Origin of the sequence: Streptomyces sp. YIM 121038 (assembly GCF_006088715.1) — a bacterium.
GTDB lineage: Bacteria > Actinomycetota > Actinomycetes > Streptomycetales > Streptomycetaceae > Streptomyces.
Genome location: NZ_CP030771.1, coordinates 8,525,561 through 8,544,538, shown reverse-complemented (window position 1 = coordinate 8,544,538; position 18,978 = coordinate 8,525,561). Strand labels below are relative to the sequence as shown.

General features: G+C 71.5%; 19 protein-coding genes. 4 read left to right on the top strand and 15 right to left on the bottom strand.

Annotated elements, in window-relative coordinates:
- Positions 1-7: 7 nt before the first annotated feature.
- The 3 genes from C9F11_RS35670 to C9F11_RS35660 all read right to left on the bottom strand — a co-directional run bounded on the left by C9F11_RS35670 (position 8) and on the right by C9F11_RS35660 (position 2,772).
- Positions 8-592 carry a DUF6309 family protein gene (locus tag C9F11_RS35670; RefSeq protein WP_138963510.1) on the bottom strand — a complete coding sequence of 195 codons (585 nt, stop codon included), beginning with the start codon at positions 590-592 and terminating at the stop codon, positions 8-10.
- Positions 593-608: 16 nt separating this feature from the next.
- Positions 609-1,409, bottom strand: coding sequence for a phytanoyl-CoA dioxygenase family protein (locus C9F11_RS35665; RefSeq protein ID WP_138963508.1), 801 nt, complete (start codon positions 1,407-1,409; stop codon positions 609-611).
- Positions 1,410-1,494: 85 nt separating this feature from the next.
- A complete protein-coding gene (locus tag C9F11_RS35660) occupies positions 1,495-2,772 on the bottom strand; it encodes an MFS transporter (RefSeq protein WP_171075941.1) in 1,278 nt (425 codons plus the stop codon).
- A 746-nt stretch (positions 2,773-3,518) separates the two neighbouring features.
- Here C9F11_RS35660 and C9F11_RS35655 point away from each other — a divergent pair.
- Together C9F11_RS35655 and C9F11_RS35650 are read left to right on the top strand one after the other, a co-directional pair.
- Positions 3,519-3,914 carry an ATP-binding protein gene (locus tag C9F11_RS35655; RefSeq protein WP_138963504.1) on the top strand — a complete coding sequence of 132 codons (396 nt, stop codon included), beginning with the start codon at positions 3,519-3,521 and terminating at the stop codon, positions 3,912-3,914.
- A gap of 186 nt (positions 3,915-4,100) precedes the next feature.
- On the top strand, positions 4,101-4,532 hold the full coding sequence (locus C9F11_RS35650) for an STAS domain-containing protein (RefSeq protein ID WP_138963502.1): 432 nt from the start codon (positions 4,101-4,103) through the stop codon (positions 4,530-4,532).
- A 7-nt stretch (positions 4,533-4,539) separates the two neighbouring features.
- On the opposite strand, the gene C9F11_RS35645 is transcribed toward C9F11_RS35650, so the two are convergent.
- The 7 genes from C9F11_RS35645 to C9F11_RS35615 all read right to left on the bottom strand — a co-directional run bounded on the left by C9F11_RS35645 (position 4,540) and on the right by C9F11_RS35615 (position 10,462).
- Positions 4,540-5,811, bottom strand: coding sequence for a PP2C family protein-serine/threonine phosphatase (locus C9F11_RS35645; RefSeq protein ID WP_138963500.1), 1,272 nt, complete (start codon positions 5,809-5,811; stop codon positions 4,540-4,542).
- Positions 5,808-6,899, bottom strand: coding sequence for an ATP-binding protein (locus tag C9F11_RS35640; protein WP_138963498.1), 1,092 nt, complete (start codon positions 6,897-6,899; stop codon positions 5,808-5,810). Before C9F11_RS35640 ends, C9F11_RS35645 begins: the two co-directional genes overlap by 4 nt.
- Entirely contained in the window at positions 6,896-7,372 is a 477-nt protein-coding gene (locus C9F11_RS35635; RefSeq protein WP_138963496.1) for an ATP-binding protein, read from the bottom strand. The genes C9F11_RS35640 and C9F11_RS35635 overlap by 4 nt, the downstream gene beginning before the upstream one ends.
- Positions 7,369-7,767 (bottom strand): STAS domain-containing protein, encoded by a 399-nt coding sequence (locus C9F11_RS35630; protein WP_138963494.1) that lies wholly within the window; start codon positions 7,765-7,767, stop codon positions 7,369-7,371. The genes C9F11_RS35635 and C9F11_RS35630 overlap by 4 nt, the downstream gene beginning before the upstream one ends.
- Complete coding sequence (locus C9F11_RS35625; RefSeq protein ID WP_138963492.1) at positions 7,764-8,636, bottom strand: STAS domain-containing protein; 873 nt, start codon at positions 8,634-8,636, stop codon at positions 7,764-7,766. The genes C9F11_RS35630 and C9F11_RS35625 overlap by 4 nt, the downstream gene beginning before the upstream one ends.
- A gap of 391 nt (positions 8,637-9,027) precedes the next feature.
- On the bottom strand, positions 9,028-9,837 hold the full coding sequence (locus tag C9F11_RS35620; protein ID WP_216676971.1) for an RNA polymerase sigma factor SigF: 810 nt from the start codon (positions 9,835-9,837) through the stop codon (positions 9,028-9,030).
- A 190-nt stretch (positions 9,838-10,027) separates the two neighbouring features.
- A complete protein-coding gene (locus tag C9F11_RS35615) occupies positions 10,028-10,462 on the bottom strand; it encodes a VOC family protein (RefSeq protein ID WP_138963488.1) in 435 nt (144 codons plus the stop codon).
- 280 nt (positions 10,463-10,742) lie between these two features.
- Between C9F11_RS35615 and C9F11_RS35605 the strand changes: the two genes are divergently transcribed.
- Entirely contained in the window at positions 10,743-11,621 is an 879-nt protein-coding gene (locus tag C9F11_RS35605) for an SDR family NAD(P)-dependent oxidoreductase (RefSeq protein WP_138963484.1), read from the top strand.
- A 98-nt stretch (positions 11,622-11,719) separates the two neighbouring features.
- Here C9F11_RS35605 and C9F11_RS35600 read toward each other — a convergent pair whose 3' ends face one another.
- Together C9F11_RS35600 and C9F11_RS35595 are read right to left on the bottom strand one after the other, a co-directional pair.
- On the bottom strand, positions 11,720-13,051 hold the full coding sequence (locus tag C9F11_RS35600; RefSeq protein ID WP_138963482.1) for a cation:proton antiporter: 1,332 nt from the start codon (positions 13,049-13,051) through the stop codon (positions 11,720-11,722).
- A 33-nt stretch (positions 13,052-13,084) separates the two neighbouring features.
- Positions 13,085-14,683, bottom strand: a complete 1,599-nt coding sequence (locus C9F11_RS35595; protein WP_138963480.1) for a tryptophan halogenase family protein — start codon at positions 14,681-14,683, stop codon at positions 13,085-13,087.
- Positions 14,684-15,002: 319 nt separating this feature from the next.
- On the opposite strand from C9F11_RS35595, the gene C9F11_RS35590 reads away from it, so the two are divergent.
- Complete coding sequence (locus C9F11_RS35590; protein WP_346347410.1) at positions 15,003-15,461, top strand: flavin reductase family protein; 459 nt, start codon at positions 15,003-15,005, stop codon at positions 15,459-15,461.
- A 30-nt stretch (positions 15,462-15,491) separates the two neighbouring features.
- Here the strand turns inward: C9F11_RS35590 and C9F11_RS35585 are convergent, their stop codons facing one another.
- From C9F11_RS35585 to C9F11_RS35575, 3 genes are read right to left on the bottom strand one after another with little or no spacing between them, the layout of a single operon-like run.
- Entirely contained in the window at positions 15,492-16,547 is a 1,056-nt protein-coding gene (locus C9F11_RS35585) for a methyltransferase (RefSeq protein ID WP_138963476.1), read from the bottom strand.
- A 16-nt stretch (positions 16,548-16,563) separates the two neighbouring features.
- On the bottom strand, positions 16,564-17,754 hold the full coding sequence (locus C9F11_RS35580) for a cytochrome P450 (RefSeq protein WP_138963474.1): 1,191 nt from the start codon (positions 17,752-17,754) through the stop codon (positions 16,564-16,566).
- A 26-nt stretch (positions 17,755-17,780) separates the two neighbouring features.
- On the bottom strand, positions 17,781-18,968 hold the full coding sequence (locus tag C9F11_RS35575) for a cytochrome P450 (RefSeq protein ID WP_138963472.1): 1,188 nt from the start codon (positions 18,966-18,968) through the stop codon (positions 17,781-17,783).
- Positions 18,969-18,978 lie beyond the last annotated feature (10 nt).

Genomic DNA, 18,978 nt, shown 5'->3' with positions numbered 1-18,978 from the left:
GCTCGCGTCATGGGCGCAGACCTCCGGTGGTGGCGTTCGGTGCGTCCGCGCCGCCGGCGGCCGGGGCGAGCGGGGTGAGGTCACCGGCGATGTACGCGGTCAACTCCTCGCTCGGCGAGAGGCGTTCGGCCAGCTCCCAGGCGAGCAGGCGGTGCAGGCCGTCGAGGTGGACCAGGCCGTCGTCGGTGGGCAGGTCCGCGTAGTGGTCGTGCGGGATCGGCCGGGTGGTGAGGTAGATGGAGCTGAAGGCGGAGTCGCGGAACAGGGCGATCTTGCCGGTGCAGACGGGGTTGGCCGCCGTGAACTCCGCCTCGTGCGCGCGCAGCAGGTCCGCCGCCTGGCCGACGGTGAGGCCGGTGCGCGGCACCAGTTCGCGGCCGCCGCCGCAGCTGAGGTGCCAGGGCAGCAGCACCGACCGGACGTCGGCGCGGGACAGCCTGATCGTCGACCAGGTGCCGAAGGTCGCGTCGGCCAGGCGCAGCGCGCTGTCCGCGTCCTCGTTGGTGTTGACCTCGTGGGCGCGGCCGACGGGATGGTCCCGGTGGAAGCGGGCGCGCACCTCGTCGAAGGTGATGGGGCCGATGATGTGCATCCGTGCTGTTCCCTTCTCACGCCGACCGGGCGTACTCGGTGAAGTGCCGTTCCGCGAACAGCTCCGGCCAGCGCCCGCCGTCGAGGTCGCGGGCGCGGGCCGTGGCCAGCATGTGTCGCCAGTACGGCTTCACGGGCCGCCAGCGCGCCCCGGTCTGGCAGTATGAGGCGTCGACGAAGTAACGGGGTAGGGTGCCCGGCGGACTGGGCGCGGGCCTGCGGGCGTGCAGCAGCGCCGAGTTGATGAGCACGGTCGAGCCGGGCGGCAGGTCGTCGATGACCACTTCGTCGGGCAGTTCGGTGGTGCCGAGGTGGGCGAGCGCGGACTTGCTCCAGGGGTCGCGGTGGGAGCCGGGCACCACGGTCAGGGTGCCGACCGTGCCGTCGAGCCCGCCGAGGTAGTGCAGCGCGTGCACCATCACCAGGTCGCGGTTGCCCAGGTCGTTGGGTTCGTGGTCGTGGTGCCACGACTTGCCGGGCGCTCCCGGATTGTGCCGGTCGCTGTGCAGATGGTGGAAGACGAACGGCGCGCCCAGGAGGTCCGCGATGATCCGCAGCAGCGGATCGTAGGTGAGGAGTTCCCCGTGCGCGGAGAGTTCCAGCTCCATCACGGGCGGTGGATCGTCGTCGGGCCCCGGGTCGAGGCAGGCGGCTATCGAGCGGGAGCGCAGCCCCTCGTCGACCCAGCGGTCCACTTCCGGTACGAGCCGGTCCCGCAGCGCCGCCGGCAGCAGGCCGGGCAGGACCAGATAGCCCGAGTCCGCGAAGTGCTCCCGCTGCGCCGACAGCGTCTCACTGCCTTCAAAGGATAATGGCATCTACCCCACACCTTTCTGTGACCAGGAATGACGCAGTGAATTGTGGATGTTATCAGTGCGACCGGCTCGAACAACCGTTGTCGGCTCAATTCCCGCCGGTGCGACTCGGCCGTGCCACCGGAATTACGGACGGACCGGCCACTTCGACACTCGACGAGCCGGATCTCCCCAATGGCGAGAAACGAGTACCGAGCCAGACGAAGAACTGAATGACCGCGATGGCGGTGAACAACGTGGCCACCCCGAACTCGACGACCAGCCAGCTGCCGAGCAGCGAACTGACCGGAACGGCCGCGAACGGAATGGCCCGCTGCAGCCCCACCACCCTGCCGAGGAATTCCGGGTCGACCGCGCCCTGCCGATAGGTCCGCCACGGCACGATGAACGTGGAGGTCGTCGTGCCGACGACGAACCAGCACACGGTCAGCGCGCCGATGCCGGGCCAGAGCGCGGGCAGCGTCAGGGCGAGGACCTTCACCGCCATGGCGGCCGCCATGAGCGCGCCCGCGGAGAACCTCCGAAGGAGCACGGGGGACGCGGCGGCGCCCAGGACGGCCCCGAGCCCCTGGGCCGCGGCGATCACCGCGAGGGAGGCGGGGACGTCCCCGCTCGGCCCGGCCACGATGTAGACGAGGTTGGCCGCCGCGGCGGGGAAGGTGAAGTTCGCCAGGGTCAGCAGGACCGTGGCCCACAGGAGGGCGCTCTGCGTCATCACCATGCGCAGCGCCGCGAGGGCGTCCGGCACGAGCGAGCGGCACGCCGCCCCGAACGAGGCCCGCAGCCGCCGCCCCACCGTGACGACGGCGGTGGCCGCGATCAGCAGGGCGGAGACGGCGAACGACGCCGCGTTCACGAAGCTCGCCGCGGTCGGGCCGAGCAGCGTGACCACCGCGACGCCCGCGACCGGGCCCAGCATGCCGAGGGTGCCGTCCGCCCCCTGGACCCAGGCGTTCATCGAGGCCCGCCGGTGTTCGGCGACCCGCTCGGTGATGAACCCCTGGAAGGCCGGGAACGAGAACGGCCGTACGCACCCCAGCAGAAAGGCCGCCGCCATCACCAGGACCGTTGGCGGATCGATCAGACAGAGCACGCCGATCCCGGCGACGATCGCCGCGGAGACGACGTCGCAGGCAATCATCAATTGCCGTCGGTCGGCCCGGTCGGCGACGACTCCGCTGAAGAGTCCGATGACCACGAAGGGCACGAATTCGATCGCGTAGGTGAGCGCCGTCGAGACCGCCGAACCGGTCAGCTGGAGCACGAGCACGGGCAAGGCGAAGCGGAATACCCAGTCCCCGGTGCTGGAAATGATGAAGGCCGTCCGCAGCAGCCGCTCGTCGCGCCGCTGGGCGTCCCGTTTCACCACGGGCCTCCGACACCGGGTGCAGGCCGCACGGGAGGAGCGGGTGACATACGGGCGCCGCCCATGCGTGTGCACAGCGATCACTGACCCTCCCCGCCAAGAAAAGAAAAGGAAAACGGAAGCGCGCACGGGGTGGTCCGTACGGTGCCCTCGGATGTCGGTCGGCTCGGGCTCAGAGAAGCACAGGAAGCTCCGGTTCCACCATCCTTGTCCTGCCATCTGAGACCATTTCAACATGTGCAACGCCGAGGATTTCACCATGTGCAACGGCGGCTAATTCCAGGCGGTGCTTGGCCGGGGAATCTACCCGCGCCCCGAATGGAAAGACAAGACGTTGACTGGGTGCCGCGCCAGGAGTATGGTCTACACCACTTCTACGGGAATGTGCGGGCTTTGCGCTGCCCGCTCGCGCCCTTGGCGCCGACGCGCCCCATAAACTACTCGTAAGTTATACCGGCGAGTTAACATCGGCCGCCCGTCCGCATTCGAGCCGACCGCCGCCCTTTCCATTCCAGTGGGTCTGTTTCCTCCGCGCGCACTCCCCCGAGGACACCGGGAAAGCAAGGCGGCGCGCCGGTGGGCCCGCCGACGGGATCGACACCCGCGGCCTGCTCCCGCCCCCGGCTCCCCGCCCGTCCGGCCACCGCGTCCACCGTGTCCGCGTACCGCTCCAGAACCACCGCGTAGTCCGCGGGGATCGGGGCAAGCGATCGGTGTGAACCGCGGAACGACGGGAGGTTGTCGTGATGCACCCTCCGAAGGAGCAGCGAGTGGTGCGCGAGTGGGAGCGTAACGGGGCGGTGTCGGCGGCCGAGGCACGCGCGGCGGCGCGTGACTTCATGGCGTCGGTGGGATACGACGACGAGCGGCAGGCGGAGGCGGTGCTTCTGGTCGTGTCGGAGCTGGTGACGAACGCGTTGCGGCACGCCCGCGGCGTGACCGCCCTCCGGCTCGGCCACAGCGACCGGGGCCTGACCGTGTCCGTGTACGACGCCGCCGACGAGCCGCCGCGCACCCTGCCCCTCGACCCGTCGCGACCAGGGGGCTTCGGGCTCCACCTGGTGCGGGACCTCGCGGGGCGCCTCGACGTCGAGTGGTGTCCGGGCGGCAAGAGAGTGCGCGCCACCGTGCCGCTGCGGTGAACTGCCGCGATCCCGCGGGCCAGTTCACCGACCACAGGCGTGCCGCGCGTGCCGCGTGTGAGCAAGGCGACACGTGTTCCGATCACCGACGCGCAGGTAAGGGCGTGGAGTTGGGGTACAGGTCAGCTCCACGAACGCACGTCAGCAGCGAGTCGGGCGGTGACGGCCCGGGAGAGGTGCGCAGCCATGGACAACCGCTTCTGGCTCGGCCGCGAGGACGGGGAAGCGATCGGCCACGAGGGCGAACGCACGGAAGTACGGGCCGTGTTGCGGCTCTGTGGCGAGCTGGATCTGGAGGGCGCCCCGGCACTCGCCGAAGCCGCGGGACCGCTGCTCGCGGTCGGGTCGCGGACCCTCGTCCTGGACTGCCACGGCGTGACGTTCTGCGACTCCAGCGGGCTCAACACCCTGCTGAACCTGCGGCAGCGGGCGGCGGAATCGGGCGCCCGGCTGCAGCTCGCGCGGCCGTCCGCCAGCGTCCGTCATCTGCTGCGCCTGACGCACACGGAGCGGGTGTTCCACGTCGTGGAGGACCGCGTGGAAGACACCGTGGAGGATGCGGTGGGCCCCGCCGCCGCGCTGGACCCCGTGGGCGACGCGTCGGCGCCGCGCCCCTGACCCCGCCCTACTCCCGCCGCCCCGGCTCCCGCCCCGGCCCCGTCGGCCCCGCGCCGAGGCGCACCGCGAGGGCGAGGGTGTCGTCTGCGTGGAGTATCACCGCGTGCATCTCCTTGGCGAGCGCCCTGGGGAGGTGCGCGGTGGGGCGGTGGGCGTGGTCGCGGACCGCGCGGGCGAGGCGCGCCTCGCCCTCCTCGGGGTCCCTGCGGCTCTCGGTGAGGCCGTCGGTGTAGAGCAGCAGCAGGTCGCCGGGGCGCATCCGGGTGCGGCGGACCTCCTCGCTGCCGGGCAGCGGGAAGCCGATGCCCCGGCCGGGGGTTTCGAGGTACTCGGTGCCGCCGTCCCGGCGCATGAGCAGCGCGGGCGGATGGCTGCCGCCCGCGAGGTGGAGCTCGCCGGTCTCCGGGCGCAGCCGGGCCAGCAGGACGGTCGCCATCAGCGCGGGGTCGAAGGGCGCGAGCACCTCGTTCGTGCGGGCCACGATCGACTGCAAGGGGTGGCCTTCGAGGGCCAGGGTGCGGACGGCGTGCGTGACGTTCAGGGCCGTGCGGGTGGAGCGGACACCGTGGCCGAGCGCGTCCACGACCGTGATGTGCACGGTGCCGTCCGGCAGCACGAACCAGTCGTAGAGGTCGCCTCCCGTGGGCGCCTCGGAGTCGGCCGGGGCGTAGTGCACGCCCAGTTCGAGGCCGGGCACGTCCAGGACGGGCGGGCGCAGGGCGTCCTCCAGTTCGCGCAGGACGCGGCCGTGGGCGCGGCGCACCTGCTGGTCGCGCTCGTCGAGCTGGACGTACAGGGCGAGCACACCGCTGTTGGTCTCGGCCAGTTCGTGCTTGAGGAGGCGGTGTTCGGCCTTGAGGGCGTCGACCTGGGCCAGGGCCGCGCCGAGTTCCTTGAGGAGCACCTCGGTCTCGCCGTGCGGCAGTTCGCCCGCGCCCCGCGGCTCCGTCGTGGCCCCGGCGGTGTCGAGGGCGATGTGCCAGGTCACGGTGGACCCCGTGGTGCTGTGCGCGGCGAGGGGCAGCTCGTCGTCGGGTACGTCGACGCGGCACGCGCCGTGGTCGAGGGTCACGGCGAGCAGCTGCGCCCCGTCCTCGCCGGTGCCCTGCCGGGTGGCGGTCAGGGTGACCGGGTGGTCCGCCTCCACGACCGGCGCGGCCACGCGGGTGACGGCGAGCGCGAGGCGGGCGCGTGCCTCCACGCCGAGGCGGTGGGTGTCGGCGAGCGAGCGGACGGCGTGCCTGAGCGCCGGCAGGGAACGCAGGTCGGTGGCGGTCATCGGGGCCTCTGAGGGGTCTCGATCCGAGGGGTCTTGGGCTGGGACGGCTGGGGCTGAGGGGTCTTGACGGCGACGGCGGTCGCGTCGTCGCGGCTGTGGCGGAAGCCGTGGACGAGGGCGGTGGCGAGCAGCGGCGGCGGCAGGCGCAGCAGGAACGGCTCCGGGTCCCGGGCCCACCGCTGGTCGACGCCGTCGGTGTGGAGCACGGCCGTCGTGCCCGCGGGCACGCTGAGGCGGCGGACCTGCGGTGGCGGCATGTTCCAGCCGACGACGCCGGGTTGTCCGCTGAGCCTGCGGACGACGTCGTCGGGAGACAGGAGCGCGACGCGTACGTTGCCGACGCCGCAGTAGTCGACGGTGTCGTCCCGCAGGCGCAGTACGCCGATGGCGGCGCCGCGGGAGTGGCGCAGGGCGCGGTGCGCCGCGGCGAACAGGTCGGGCAGGTCGGCGTCGGGCAGCCGGTGGAAGCAGCGCACGGCGGCGCGGGCGGCCTCCTCCGCCTCCGCCCCGTGGCCGAGCCCGTCGACGGCGAGGGCGGTCGGGCCGCGGTCGGTGAAGGCCACGGCCGCGGCGTCGCCGCAGTGCCGCTCCCCCTCGGCGGGCAGGCACAGGGACCCCACGGGCCGCTCGGCGTCCGTGGTGCGCCCCGGGTGCGCGAGGCGGGCGCAGACCAGGGTGCCGGTGCCCGCCCGGGTGCGGATGGTCAGGGTGGTGGCGATGCGGCGGATCGCGCCGAGCCCCGCGCCGAGGGTGTTGGTGGTGGTGTAGCCGTCGGTCAGACAGCGCTCCAGCTCGCGCATGCCGGGCCCGCGGTCGGCGACGATGATCTCCAGGCCCTCGCCGTGCGCGAGGCGCTGGAGGTAGACGCTGCCGCCGCTGGCGTGCTTGGCGATGTTGCTGGCCAGCTCCGAGGCGACGACGGCCGCGCGGTCGGGCAGGGCGCCGGGCAGCCCGCACCGCCGGGCCAGGGTGCGGGCGGTGGCCGCGGCCAGGTGCACGGCGCTGAAGTGGTCGATGGGGACGGCGCGGGTGGGCTCCGCGAGGACGGGCCGCGCGGCGCCGGGTCCACCGCCGGGGCCAGGGGTCACGCGCGCCTCTTGTGCCACCGCACGGCCGTGACGACCGTGCCCCGCCCGGCCTCGGTGCGCAGCGTGAAGTCGTCCATGAGCCGGCGGGCGCCGCCGAGGCCGTGGCCGAGGCCCGCGCCGGTGGTGAAGCCGTCGGTGAGGGCGGCCTCCACGTCGGCGATGCCCGGCCCGTCGTCCTTGACGGTCAGCCGCAGGCCCGTGGTGCCGAGCCTGCGCACGATCTCGACGGTGAGGGTGCCGCCACCACCGTGCACGTAGGCGTTCCGGGCCAGTTCGCTGGCGGCGGTGACCACCCGGGTCTGGTCGACGATGCCGAAGCCCGCGAGCACGGTGGCGGCCCGCACGGCGTGCCGGACGTGCAGCAGGTCCTCCTCGCTGTACACGGTGTGGGTGGTGGACTCCTGCGGGCGGACCCGGCCGGGCGCCCCCTCGGTGCGGGGCGCGGCGGCGGTGCCCGCGTCGGCTCGCGTCATGGCTCCGCCCTCTCCCGCGGCGGCGTGCCCTTCCGCCAGCCCAGGGCGGTCAGGCCCTGTTCGGCGCTGAGCGCCGTCTCGACGCCCGCCAGCTCGATGCCGAGCTCGACGAGGGTGATGGCGACCGGCGGGCGCATCCCGGCCACGATGACGCGGGCCCCGAGCAGCCGCGCCATGGTGCTGAGGTCCATCAGCATGCGGGCGACGAAGGAGTCGACGAGCTCCAGGCGGGAGATGTCGATGAGGACGCCGCGCGCGCCGCCGGCCACGATCGTCTCGGTGAGTTCCTCGGTGAAGGCCAGGGCCGACTTGTCGTCGAGCTCGTTGAGGAGCCCGCTGACCAGGACGTCACCGAGGCGCAGGATGGGCACTCCCGCGGTGGGGCGCTCGGTCACCGGCCGTCCGTCCCGTCGGGGCCGGGGGTGTCGGCGAGCTTGATGGCGGCGGCGAGCGCGTCCGCGAGCGTGGCGCGGGTCAGGATGGTCGACAGGTCGATGCCGAGCTGGGCGATGGTCTGGGCGATCGGCGGCCGGATCCCGCTGATGACGCAGTCGGCGCCCATGAGCCGTACCGCCTTGACGGTCTGCATGAGGTGCTGGGCGACGGCGGTGTCGACGGTGGGCACACCCGTGATGTCGATGATGGCGACCAGCGCCTGGTCGTCCTGGATGGCCTGGAGCAGGTTCTCCATGACGATCTGGGTGCGGGCGGTGTCCAGGGTGCCGATCAGCGGCACCGCGAGGACCTGGCGCCACAGGCGTACGACGGGTGTGGACATCTCCAGGAGCTGGCGGCTCTGGCGGCGGATGATCTCCTCGCGGCCCTCGACGTAGACCTCGAACGACAGGGCCCCGGCGCTGTCCAGAAGCTGGTTGATGAGCAGCGCGGCCGCGAGCATCTCGTCGCTCTCGTGCGTGTCGCGGCGCACGGCTTCGAGGAGGGCCTGTTTGAGGGCCTGCACGGCGAGCGAGGCCACGGTCGGCGACGCACCGGCGCGGGCCCGGCGCAGGGCGAGGTCGGTGACGCTCCTGTTGAGGTCATCGTGGGTGTGGACGAGGCCGTGCGCGTGCCCCGGGCCCGTGAGGGCCCCGGTCAGGGCGGCCACCAGGGCGTCGGCCTCCTCGTGCAGTTCGCCCTCGGTCACGTCGCTGCCGAGCACGGCCTGTTCGCGCTGGAGCCGCACCCAGCGGTCCGCGATGTCGTCGGCGTTCGCGCGCAGGACCTCGGTGACGCGTTCACGTACGGCGGTGTCGCTGCCAGTCACAGCCCAACCTCTCACCTTCCGGAGCCGCCCGACGGGGCGTCATCCTCTTGCTGCTGACCGGGGGTTGGGCGGGGTGCGGCTCACCCGGCCGGTTGTCGCCCGCTGCCCGGCACATGTTATCGACCCCGTTCCCGCCGCTACCGGCGGGTTCCGCGCGGCGGCGGAGCGGGGGTCGTCGTACTCGTCCGACTCCGTGTACCCCTCTGTCCCGTACGAACCATGGCACTTACGGGTGACCCGGGAACACATGAGCGGGCACGGAGGGAGGGACCGAGACGAACGTGGCGGGGCCGCATGCCGGCCCCGCCACGTTCCTGTCGTGCGGCGGCGTGGGAACGCCGCGCATCGCGTGCAGTTGTCCGGTCGGCCCGCGGCCCGTGACCGGTGAGGCTCAGGCGCCTTCGGGCAGCAGGCCCGCGCGCAGCCGGCCGAGGATGCGGTTCAGCAGGCGGGACACCTGCATCTGCGACACCCCGATCCGCTCGCCGATCTCCGCCTGCGTCAGCTCCTCCACGAACCGCATGTGGACGATCTCCCGGTCCCGCTCGGACAGTTCGCCGATCAGGGGCGCCAGGCTGTTCAGGTCCTCCACGAGTTCGTATCCGGCGTCCTCCGCGCCGATGAAGTCGGCGAGGACGGCCTCGCTCTCGTCCCCTCCGGCGCCGGTGAGCAGCGTGGTGTCGAGGGACGAGGACGTATAGGCGTTGGCCGCCTTGCGGGCCTCGACGACCTCCTCCTCGGGCAGGGACATCAGCTCGGCCAGCTCGGCGGTGGTGGGGTCGCGGTCGAGGCGGCTGGACAGCTCCTCGGTCGCCTTGACCAGCTCGATGCGCGCCTCCTGGAGGCGGCGCGGCACGTGCACGGCCCAACTGGTGTCGCGGAAGAAGCGTTTGATCTCGCCGACGATGTAGGGGACGGCGAACGTGGTGAACTCCACTTCGCGCGTGAGGTCGAAGCGGTCGATGGCCTTGATCAGACCGATCGTGCCGACCTGCACGATGTCTTCCCGCTCGTCGCCGCGGTTGCGGTAGCGGGTGGCCGCGTAGCGGACGAGGGAGAGGTTCAGCTCGATCAGCGTGTTGCGGACGTACTGGTATTCATGGGTGCCCTCCTCCAGCACGGCGAGGCGGGCGAAGAACTGCTTGGACAACACCCGGGCGTCGCGCGGTTCGACGGACAGCGGCGCTTCGATCAGTGGCAGTTCACCGTCCGCGCCGCTGTGCGTTGCGGGCACCTGGACCTCGGACACTGCACCTGTCGCGGCAGCCACACCTTCCACCCTTCTCTCGACGTCACTGGCTCTCCCCTCCCCCGAGGGGGATGTGACGTGCGTCTGCCCGCCGTTCGCTGTTCCATGCACGCGGATTCGGGTGATCCCCGGGTACGGCCGCTCAAGCGCGGGGCGCGGCGGCCGCCGGTGTGGGGTCGGCGGCGACGAGTTCGACCTCGAAGCCGTCGGTGTTCTCCAAGTAGGCGGCGTAGGTCTGTTCGCCCCCGGCGTGCGGGTGGCGGTCGGGGAACATCAGGGTCCAGCCGTGCCGGGGTGCCTCGGCGGCCAGCGCCTCCACGGCGTGGGCGTCCCGGACGTGGAACGCCAGGTGGTTCAGGCCGGGCCGACACCGGTCGTGCCGGGCCGAGGTGAGGGCGGGGGACTCCTCCAGGACCAGATACGTCGCTCCGAGCCGCCAGCTGCGCCCCGTGTGCCAGCGCTGGAACTCCGTGTGGCCGAGGGCCTCGAGGAGCCAGCCGAAGGAGGTGACGGCGCGGGCGAGGTCGGGCACCCAGATCTCGACGTGGTGGAGCGTCCCGGTGGCCGGTCCGGTCATGGGGCTCTCCCTGTATCCGGTCGGCTGATCAACGGTGAAAGGCATGCGGGGAGGCTAGCGGAGGGGTCCGACACCTGGTCAGAGACCCGGTCCGACCCGGTCCGACGCCTGGCCAGAGCCCCGGCCCGACGCCCGGTCAGAAACCCGGTCGGAGGCCCGGGGGGAGGCCCGGGGGGCCCGGGGGGGGGGAGCCCCTACCGTGGCGGCGGCGCATGAGGGATATTGATCACGACGATGCGTATCGTCTCGTCTGTTCATCCATCACCAGGGGGCACGACCCATGTCGACCACAGCACGCGGCACCGACCGCGTCTGGTTCATCACCGGCGCCAGCCGCGGACTCGGCCGCGCCTTCGCCGAAGCGGCGCTGGCGGCGGGCGACCGCGTGGCCGCCGCCGCACGCACCACCGGGCCGCTGGAGGAGCTGGCGGCGGCCCATCCCGGGCGCGTCCTGGCGCTGGGCGTCGACGTGACCGACCGGGACGCCGTGTTCGCGGCCGTCACCGAGGCGGTGGGGCACTTCGGCCGCCTGGACGTCGTCGTCAACAACGCGGGTGCGCTGTCGATGGGGATGGTCGAGGAGTTCACCGAGGCCGAGGCCCGGGCCCTGATGGACCTCAACTTCTTCGGCGCGCTCTGGGTGAGCCAGGCCGTGCTGCCCACCCTGCGCGCGCAGGGCTCCGGGCACCTCGTGCAGATCTCCAGCATCGGCGCCCTGGGCGGCTTCCCGAGCAGCGGCCTCTACAGCGCCAGCAAGTTCGCCCTCGAAGGCCTCAGCGAGTCCCTCGCCATGGAGGTGGCCGACTTCGGGATCAAGGTGAGCATCGTCCAGCCGGGCGGCTACTGGACCGACCTCTACACGCGCATGGGCAGCACGGAGCCCCAGGAGGCGTACGCCCCGCTGCGGGCGGAGCTGGAGAAGCAGTTCGCGGAGGGCTCCGTCGACAGCGACCCGCGGCTCGCCGCGCAGGCCCTCCTCAAGCTCGTGGACAGCGAAAGGCCCCCGCTGCGGCTCCTTCTGGGCAGCATGGTCTACGACCTCGCGTTCGACCTGACGCGCACCCGCATGGACACCTGGGCGGCGTGGGAGGACGTCAGCCGCGCCGCGGAACAGGCGATCGCCGCACCGGGCACCACCGCCGGGGAGCCGACGGCCTGACGATGTCCTGACGACGACCCGGCGACGACCGAGGGCGACCGACGACGGCGCCGCAGGTCGGGCCGGGCCTGCCGGGCGAGGCCGCCGTCCGCCACTGGTCAGCGAGCCTCGTCCGGCGAGGCGGCCGGGAGGCGCAGGGCGGTCCTGCTCGCGCCTCCGGGTGTGCCGCGCCGGCTCGTCGGGCGCTGGAAGTGGTCCAGCAGCGGGCCGGTGATGACGGTGGTCACGACGGCCATCATCACCATCGCGGTGAACATCTGGCCGTCCAGGGCCCCGATGCCGAGGCCGACGTTGAGGATGATGAGTTCCGTCAGGCCGCGCGCGTTCATCAGCGTGCCGAGGACGGCCGCCTCCCGCCCGGTCGCCCCCGTGAGCCGTGCCGCGCCCGCGGCGCCGAGGAACTTCCCGGCGCACGCCACCACGAGCACGGCCAGCAGGATCACCGCGCCCTTTCCGCCGAGTCCGCCGAGGTCGACCGCGAGGCCCGTGACGACGAAGAAGACCGGCAGCAGGAGCAGGCTGGTCTGCTCGATGCGCTCCGGGATCTCGGGAGCGCTCGCGTCGATCTCGGCCCGGGGCGCGACGGCCCCGAAGGCGAAGGCCCCGAACACCGCGTGCAGCCCGATGACCTCGGTCGCCCAGGCGCTCAGGAGCAGCCCCACGACGAGGACGGCGTGGGTGACCAGGGCGCCGGACCACGGGCGTGCCGGGGCCAGCGCCCAGGTCAGCGCGGGCCGGACGAGCCAGACCAGGCCGGCGAGCAGCGCGGCCGAGGCGAGCCCCATCCGGGCGAGCGGCCAGGGGCCGGAGCTCTCCGCGAGCGCGACGACCAGCGCGAGAATGATCCAGGCGAGGACGTCCTGGACGGCCGCGCACGCGATGGCGACGGCCCCCATGGGGTCCTTCTGGAGGCCGCGTTCACTGATGATGCGGGCGAGTACCGGGAACGCGGTGATGGACATCGCGGCCCCGAGGAACAGCGCCGGCACCAGCAGGCCGTCCGTCTTCATGTCCGACCGCTCGAACCAAGGGGCCAGGGCCGCGGCGAGCCCGACCCCCAGGGCGAACGGCAGGGCGACGGAGCTGAGCGACACGGCCGTGATGCGGCGGCCGTGTCGCCGCAGGTGCGAGACGTGGAACTGATAGCCGACGCCGAACATGAAGAGGACGAGCCCGAGTTGGGACAGGGCCTGGAGCAGGGGCCTGATGTCCGCGGGGAACAGCGTCTCGACCGGATCGCCCGGCAGCAGGCCCAGCACGCTGGGCCCCAGGGCGATGCCGGCGACGATCTCGCCGACGACCGCGGGCTGCCGGGCGCCCTTGGCGAGCCTGGCGAAGAGGAAGGCGGCGGCGAGCACGAGGGCCAGCGCGCTCAGCAGGCTCGCCGTGGTCGCGGAGGAGGACCCGGCCGCGACGACGTGTGTACTCACTGTCCGGCTCTCCGTTCGCGGTCCGGCGGAACGCTACTGCCCGTGGTGCAGCCTGCGCAGGTACTCGTAGGTCGACGGCAGCGTGTCGACGAGTTCGGCCTGTCGGCGTTTGATGTCGGCGAAGACGGCGCCCGACGCCTCCACGGCCTCCCGCCGCAGGGACAGCGACGGCAGCGGGTGGTCCGGGAGCATGCCGAGCCCCGTGAAGATGCAGTAGTAGCTGGAGTTGTTCCAGAAGTTGCGGAACTCCGCCTCGAAGTTGCCGTAGTAGTTGCTCTCGTCGACGACCGGCGTCTCCACGGAGAGGCCCGCCTTGTACATGTTCACCTTCTCGACGAAGTCGTCGGAGAATTCGAGTTCCTTGCAGGCCCGCCAGAACGGTGTGTCATTGCGGGGCGCGAAGCCGAAGTGCCCTTGGATGAAGTCCCGGGTGTCGTCGAACATCTTCTCCACTTCGGTGTTGAACCGCTTCACCAGGATCGGCTCGAAGTTTTTGTCCGGGAAGTGCTTCACCAGCTGGTAGAGGGAAGCGTAGATGAAGTAGATGCCGGTGGACTCCAGTGGTTCGACGAAGCAGGAGGAGAGGCCGATGCCGACGCAGTTGCGCACCCAGGCCCGCCGGTTGCGGCCCACCCGGAATTTGATCTGGTTGAGCGGCTGCGTCTCCGGGTCGAGGTTCCACATCCGGCAGAATTCAGCCGTCGCCGAATCCACGGACTGGAAGCGGCTGGAGTAGACGTAGCCGGTGCCGAACCTGCCGAGCATGGGAATCTTCCAGGTCCAGCCGGAGGACATCGCGATGGCGGAGGTGTAGGGCTCGATGCCGTCCTTCTCGTCGTCGTTCGGGACCGCGGTGGCGACCGCGCTGTCGTTGAGCAGGTAGTCGCTCATGTCCAGGAACGGCTCGCGCATCACCTGGTTCATCAGCAGGCTGCGGAAACCGGAGCAGTCCACGAAGAGGTCGGCCTCCAGCCGGTTGCCGGTCTCGGTGTTGATGGCCGTGACGAACCCGCGGTGGTCCATCTCGGCGTGTGTGTAGCGGTCCTTGACGTGGGCCACGCCCAGCTTCCCGGTGGCGAAGCGGCGCAGGTAGTCGGCGACCAGGTTCGCGTCGAAGTGCCAGGCGTAGTTCGTCCACCTGGTGCCGTCGAGGTGGCGCGGCGCGAGGTTGTGGTCGAGGACCGGGGGCTGTACGTAGCAGGCGCGGTCGAAGGACTCGTCGGTCGCGCCGGACGCCCTGCGGTGCGTCCAGTAGTGCGACAGCGGCAGGTTCTCGTGGTCGGGGAGCAGCCCGAAGAGGTGGTCGAAGTGGTCCCCGCGGCCGTCGGCCGCGGGCCGCGCCGCGCTCTCGCCCGCGCCGGGCGTGCGCCAGTTGATGAACCTGATCCCCGCTTTGAAACTGGCGTTGCACTCGCGCATCCACTCCTCTTCGGCGAGACCGAGGAAGTCGAAGAAGACTTTGTGCAGGTTCGGGATGGTCGCTTCGCCCACGCCGATTCTCGGGATCGCGGGCGCTTCCAGGAGCGTGATGTTCACCTGGGGGCCGAGAGCCTTGCCGAGATAGCACGCCGACATCCATCCCGCGGTACCACCGCCCAGAATTACGAGGTTCCGTATGCGGTTGTCGTCCATGGGGCACTCCTTGTCGTGGTCGCGGTGTGAGAGAACTCGCTGGAATCCGAAGGTTTCGGAGCCGGGCGGCCAGTGATACGTTCGCTGTGCTTCAGTGCCCGGGGCACTGCGCCACGGTGATCCGTCCGGGCCACCGCTTGGCCCCTTCGCGATGCTCCGTTCCCGTCAGTCGAAATCCTCCCGCGTCACGTCCGTTGATGATTCCTTCATGGGTGTGGCATGCGACCGTTGGCTCGATGCCGGCAGAAAGAGGGCAGGAATGACAGAGTCGATCGAACACAGGGACAGGGCGGCAACAAGGGGCGAGGGATTCCGCGCGATGATGCGTGGTTTCCCGACGGGAGTGGCCGTGGTCACCGCGCTCGATCTCGACGACCGTCCGTGGGGGATGACCTGCTCGTCGTTATGCAGTGTCACGCTCGATCCGCCGACCCTGCTGGTGTGCCTGCGCGGGAAGAGCCCGACGCTGGCGGCCGTGGTGGACCGGGGGGAATTCGCGGTGAATCTGCTGCACGCCGAGGCGCAGACGACCGCCGAGCTGTTCGCTTCGGGCGCCCAGGACCGGTTCGACCGCGTGCCCTGGCACCTCGACGGCGACTGCGCCGGTCCGCACCTGCGGCAGGACGCGCACGCGGTCGCCGACTGCTGGACCCGTACGCCGCAGCCCGTCGGCGATCACGTCATCGTGTTCGGCGAGGTCTACGGGGTGACCAACGGTTCGCGCTGCCGTCCGCTGCTGTACGGGCTGCGCCGCTACAGCGTCTGGCCGCACTCCTGAGGCGGGTCCTGGACTCTCGTAGCGCATCGCTCACCTCTCCCCCGGCCCTGTCGTGGCGCCTTCGGCGGGCGTGGGCGCGGCTTCGATGACGTGGTAGTCGGGCAGCCCGTCGGCGGCCGGTACCGCGGTGGCCGCGACGAAGGTGCATCCCGCCGCTTCCAGGAGTGCCCGGTACTCCTCCGCCGTGCGTTCGCGGCCACCCGTGTAGATGAGGTTGTTGAGGTCGGTGAGCCCGAAGCTCGCGGAGTCGGCGGAGGTGAGCAGCGGCGGCATCACGGTCTCGAACAGGAGCAGTCGGGCGGTGGGGGTCATGGCGGCCCGGCACCGGGCGAGCAGGGCGACCGCCGCGTCGTCGCCGACGTCCCGGACCAGGTGGTTGAGCAGGTAGGCGTCGGCGTCCGTGCGGATCCGGCCCGTGACGTCGCCCTCGACGACGTCGCAGCGCTTGCCGACGCCCGCCGCGTCGAGGGTGGCCCTGACGCCGTCGAGCGCGGTGGGCAGGTCGTACAGGACGCCGTGCAGTTCGGGGGCGGACGACAGGACCGCGGCCATGAGGGCGCCGTCGTCGCCGCCGAAGTCGACGACCGTACGGAAGCGGGAGAAGTCGTACACCTCGGCGAGGCCGGGTGTGAACTCCTGCGAGCCGCGCGCCTTGGCCTCGCGGTACAGCGCCGCCGTCCGCGGGTCGCGCAGCGCCGACTCGTGGGCCGTGAGCCGGGTACTGGCGTGCCGCCAGGGCTCGCCGGTGCGGACGGCCTGGGTGAGCGCGCCCCACGCCTGCCACAGCTCCGGCGTGACGGACAGCAGGACGTCGTCGCGGAGCGAGTCCGGCGTCCCGGTGCGCAGCTGGCCGCCGAGCGGGGTGAGGGCGAACCGGTCGGCGTCGAGCTGTTCCACGAGGCCGAGGCCGACCAGGGCGCGCAGCAGGCGGCGCAGGGCGGCCGGGTCGGTCCCGGTGCGCTCGGCAAGGTCGGTGTATCCGCGCGGGGTGTCCGCGAGTGCGTCGGCGAGGCCCAGTTCCGCCGTCGCGTGGACGATCTGCGAGGACACGTAGCCCGACACCATGGCGGGAAGGGGGGACTGCATCGTGGTGGCTCCCTCGTCAGACGGTGTGGAGGGGAAGCTTGTTGACCCCGATCATGTCGGGCGTGTCGAAGAAGCTGGGCGGGGTGTCCGGGTCGGTGCGCAGCACGGGGAAGCGGTCGAGGAGCGCGTTCAGCGCGATGCGCCCTTCGAGGCGGGCCAGTCCGGCGCCGATGCAGAAGTGGATGCCCCCGCCGAACCCGAAGTGCGGGTTGGGGTCCCTGGTGGGGTCGAAGCGGTCGGGGTCCTGGAACTCCAGGGGGTCGCGGTTGCCCGCGCCCAGCCACAGGAACATCAACTGGTCCTTCGGGACGCGCAGGCCGCAGATCTCGGCCTCGGTCTCGGTGGCGCGGGTGAGCACGGTCGCGGGCGGCAGCAGCCGCAGCGCGTCCTCGATGGCGCCGGGGACCAGGGACCGTTCCGCGCGGACGCGCCGGCCCTGCTCGGGGTAGGCGTCCAGGCAGAGCACGGTGTTGCCGAGCACCATCGAGGTGGTGATGTGCCCGGTGATCAGCATGATGTTGGCGATGTTGACCGCCTCGTTGTCGGTGAGGCGTTCGCCGTCGATCTCGGCGGTGGCGAGCACGGTCATCAGGTCCTCGCGGGGCCGGCGGCGGCGTTCGGCGATGTGCCCGCCCAGGTACTCCAGGAGCGGTTGCAGCTGCCGCGTGCCCTCGCGGATGTCCTCGGGCCCCTGTTCGGTGTCCAGGGAGGTGAACCCGCTGAAGCTCTCGATGACGTTGTCCGCCCAGCCCTTGAACAGGGCGCGGTCGCTCGCCGGGACCCCGAGGAGTTCGGCGACGACGATGACCGGCAGCGGATAGGCCAGGTCGGCGACCAGGTCGATGTCGGGCTTGCCCGTGACGGCGTCGAGCAGCTCGTCGGTGATCGCGGCGATCCGCGGCTCCATCGCGGCGATGCGGCTGGGCGCGAAGGCCGGGGTGAGCAGTTTGCGGTACTTGCGGTGGTCCGGCGGGTCCATCTGGGAGAGGTCGCCCTCCATGAGGGAGGCGTCCACGCTGACGGGCAGCAGGCGGGCCGTGCCGGAGGAGAAGGTCCGGTAGTCGCTGAGCATCTCCCGGCACGCGGCGTGTCCGTAGACGTTCCACAGGTTCTGGGTCTCGTCGAACTGGATGGCCGGGTCGGCTCGTTCGCCGCGCAGCCAGCGGTGCTCGGGGTGGATGTTCCACCGGTCGACGACCGTGGTCATGGTGGGCTCTCCCTGCGCTGGGTGGGTCAGTTGACCAGGACGGGCAGGCTGTCCATGCCTCCGGCGTCGGCGATCTGGATGAACGAGGGGGGACGGTCCGGGTCGGTGCGCAGGGCCGGGCACCGGTCCAGGAGCACGTTCACCGCGGTCTTGGCGACCATGCGTCCCAGGCGCCTGCCCACGCAGAAGTGGACGCCGCGGCCGAAGCCCAGATGGGGGTTGGGGGTGCGCGCCGGGTCGAAGGTGTGCGGGTCGGTGAAGACGCGCTCGTCGCGGTTGGCGGCGCCCGTCCACACCATGACCACCTGGTCCTTGGGGATGCGGGTCCCGGCCACCACGACGTCGGTGTTGGTGGCCTTGCCGACCGCCGAGATGGGCGAGATGTACCGCAGCGACTCCTCGACCGTGGTGGGCACGAGGGAGCGGTCCGCGCGGACCCGGGCCGCCTGGTCGGGGAAGGCGTCCAGGATCAGCATGGTGTTGCTGAGGAGCATCGACGTGCTGTGGTGGCCGTTGATCACCAGGCGGTTGGCGATGTTGAACACCTCGGTCTCGCTCAGCTTCTCGCCCTCGACCTCCGCGTGCACGAGGTGGCTGAGCAGGTCCTCGCTCGGCTCGCGCCGCCGCACCTCGGCGAGGCCGGTCCAGTACTCGCGCATCTCGCGGAGCAGGTCGAAGGCGCGCTGGAGCGCGTGCACGTCCTCCTGCGCGGCCTCGGGCGACTCGAAGTCCCCGGAGTCGTCGACCATCTTCTGGGACCAGTGGTGGATCCGGGCGCGGTCCTCGCGCGGCACTCCGAGGAGTTCGCAGATCACGGTCAGCGGCAGCGGTGTCGCCAGGTCGGCCACCAGGTCGAAGCCGTCCTTGCCCGTCTGGTCGTCCAGCATCTCGTGGACGAGGGCCTCGACGCGGGTCTCCAGGTCGGCCACCAGCTTCGGCGTGAAGGCGAACTCGACCAGGCCGCGCACCGTGCGGTGCTCGGGCGGGTCCATCTGGGAGAAGTCGCCCGCGCAGATGTCCTCGGGCAGCTCGCCGACGTCAAGACGTCCGCAGTTGTTCGAGAATACCGAGGGCCGGGTGAGGATTTCGACGGCCTCCGGATAGCCGTAGACGTTCCACATTTTCAGGGTCTCGTCGTAATCCACGATCTTTCCCGGACGGCGGCCATGCAGCCATAAATGCTTCGGGTGGACGTCCCATTCGTCAACGTGCATTTCCGAACAC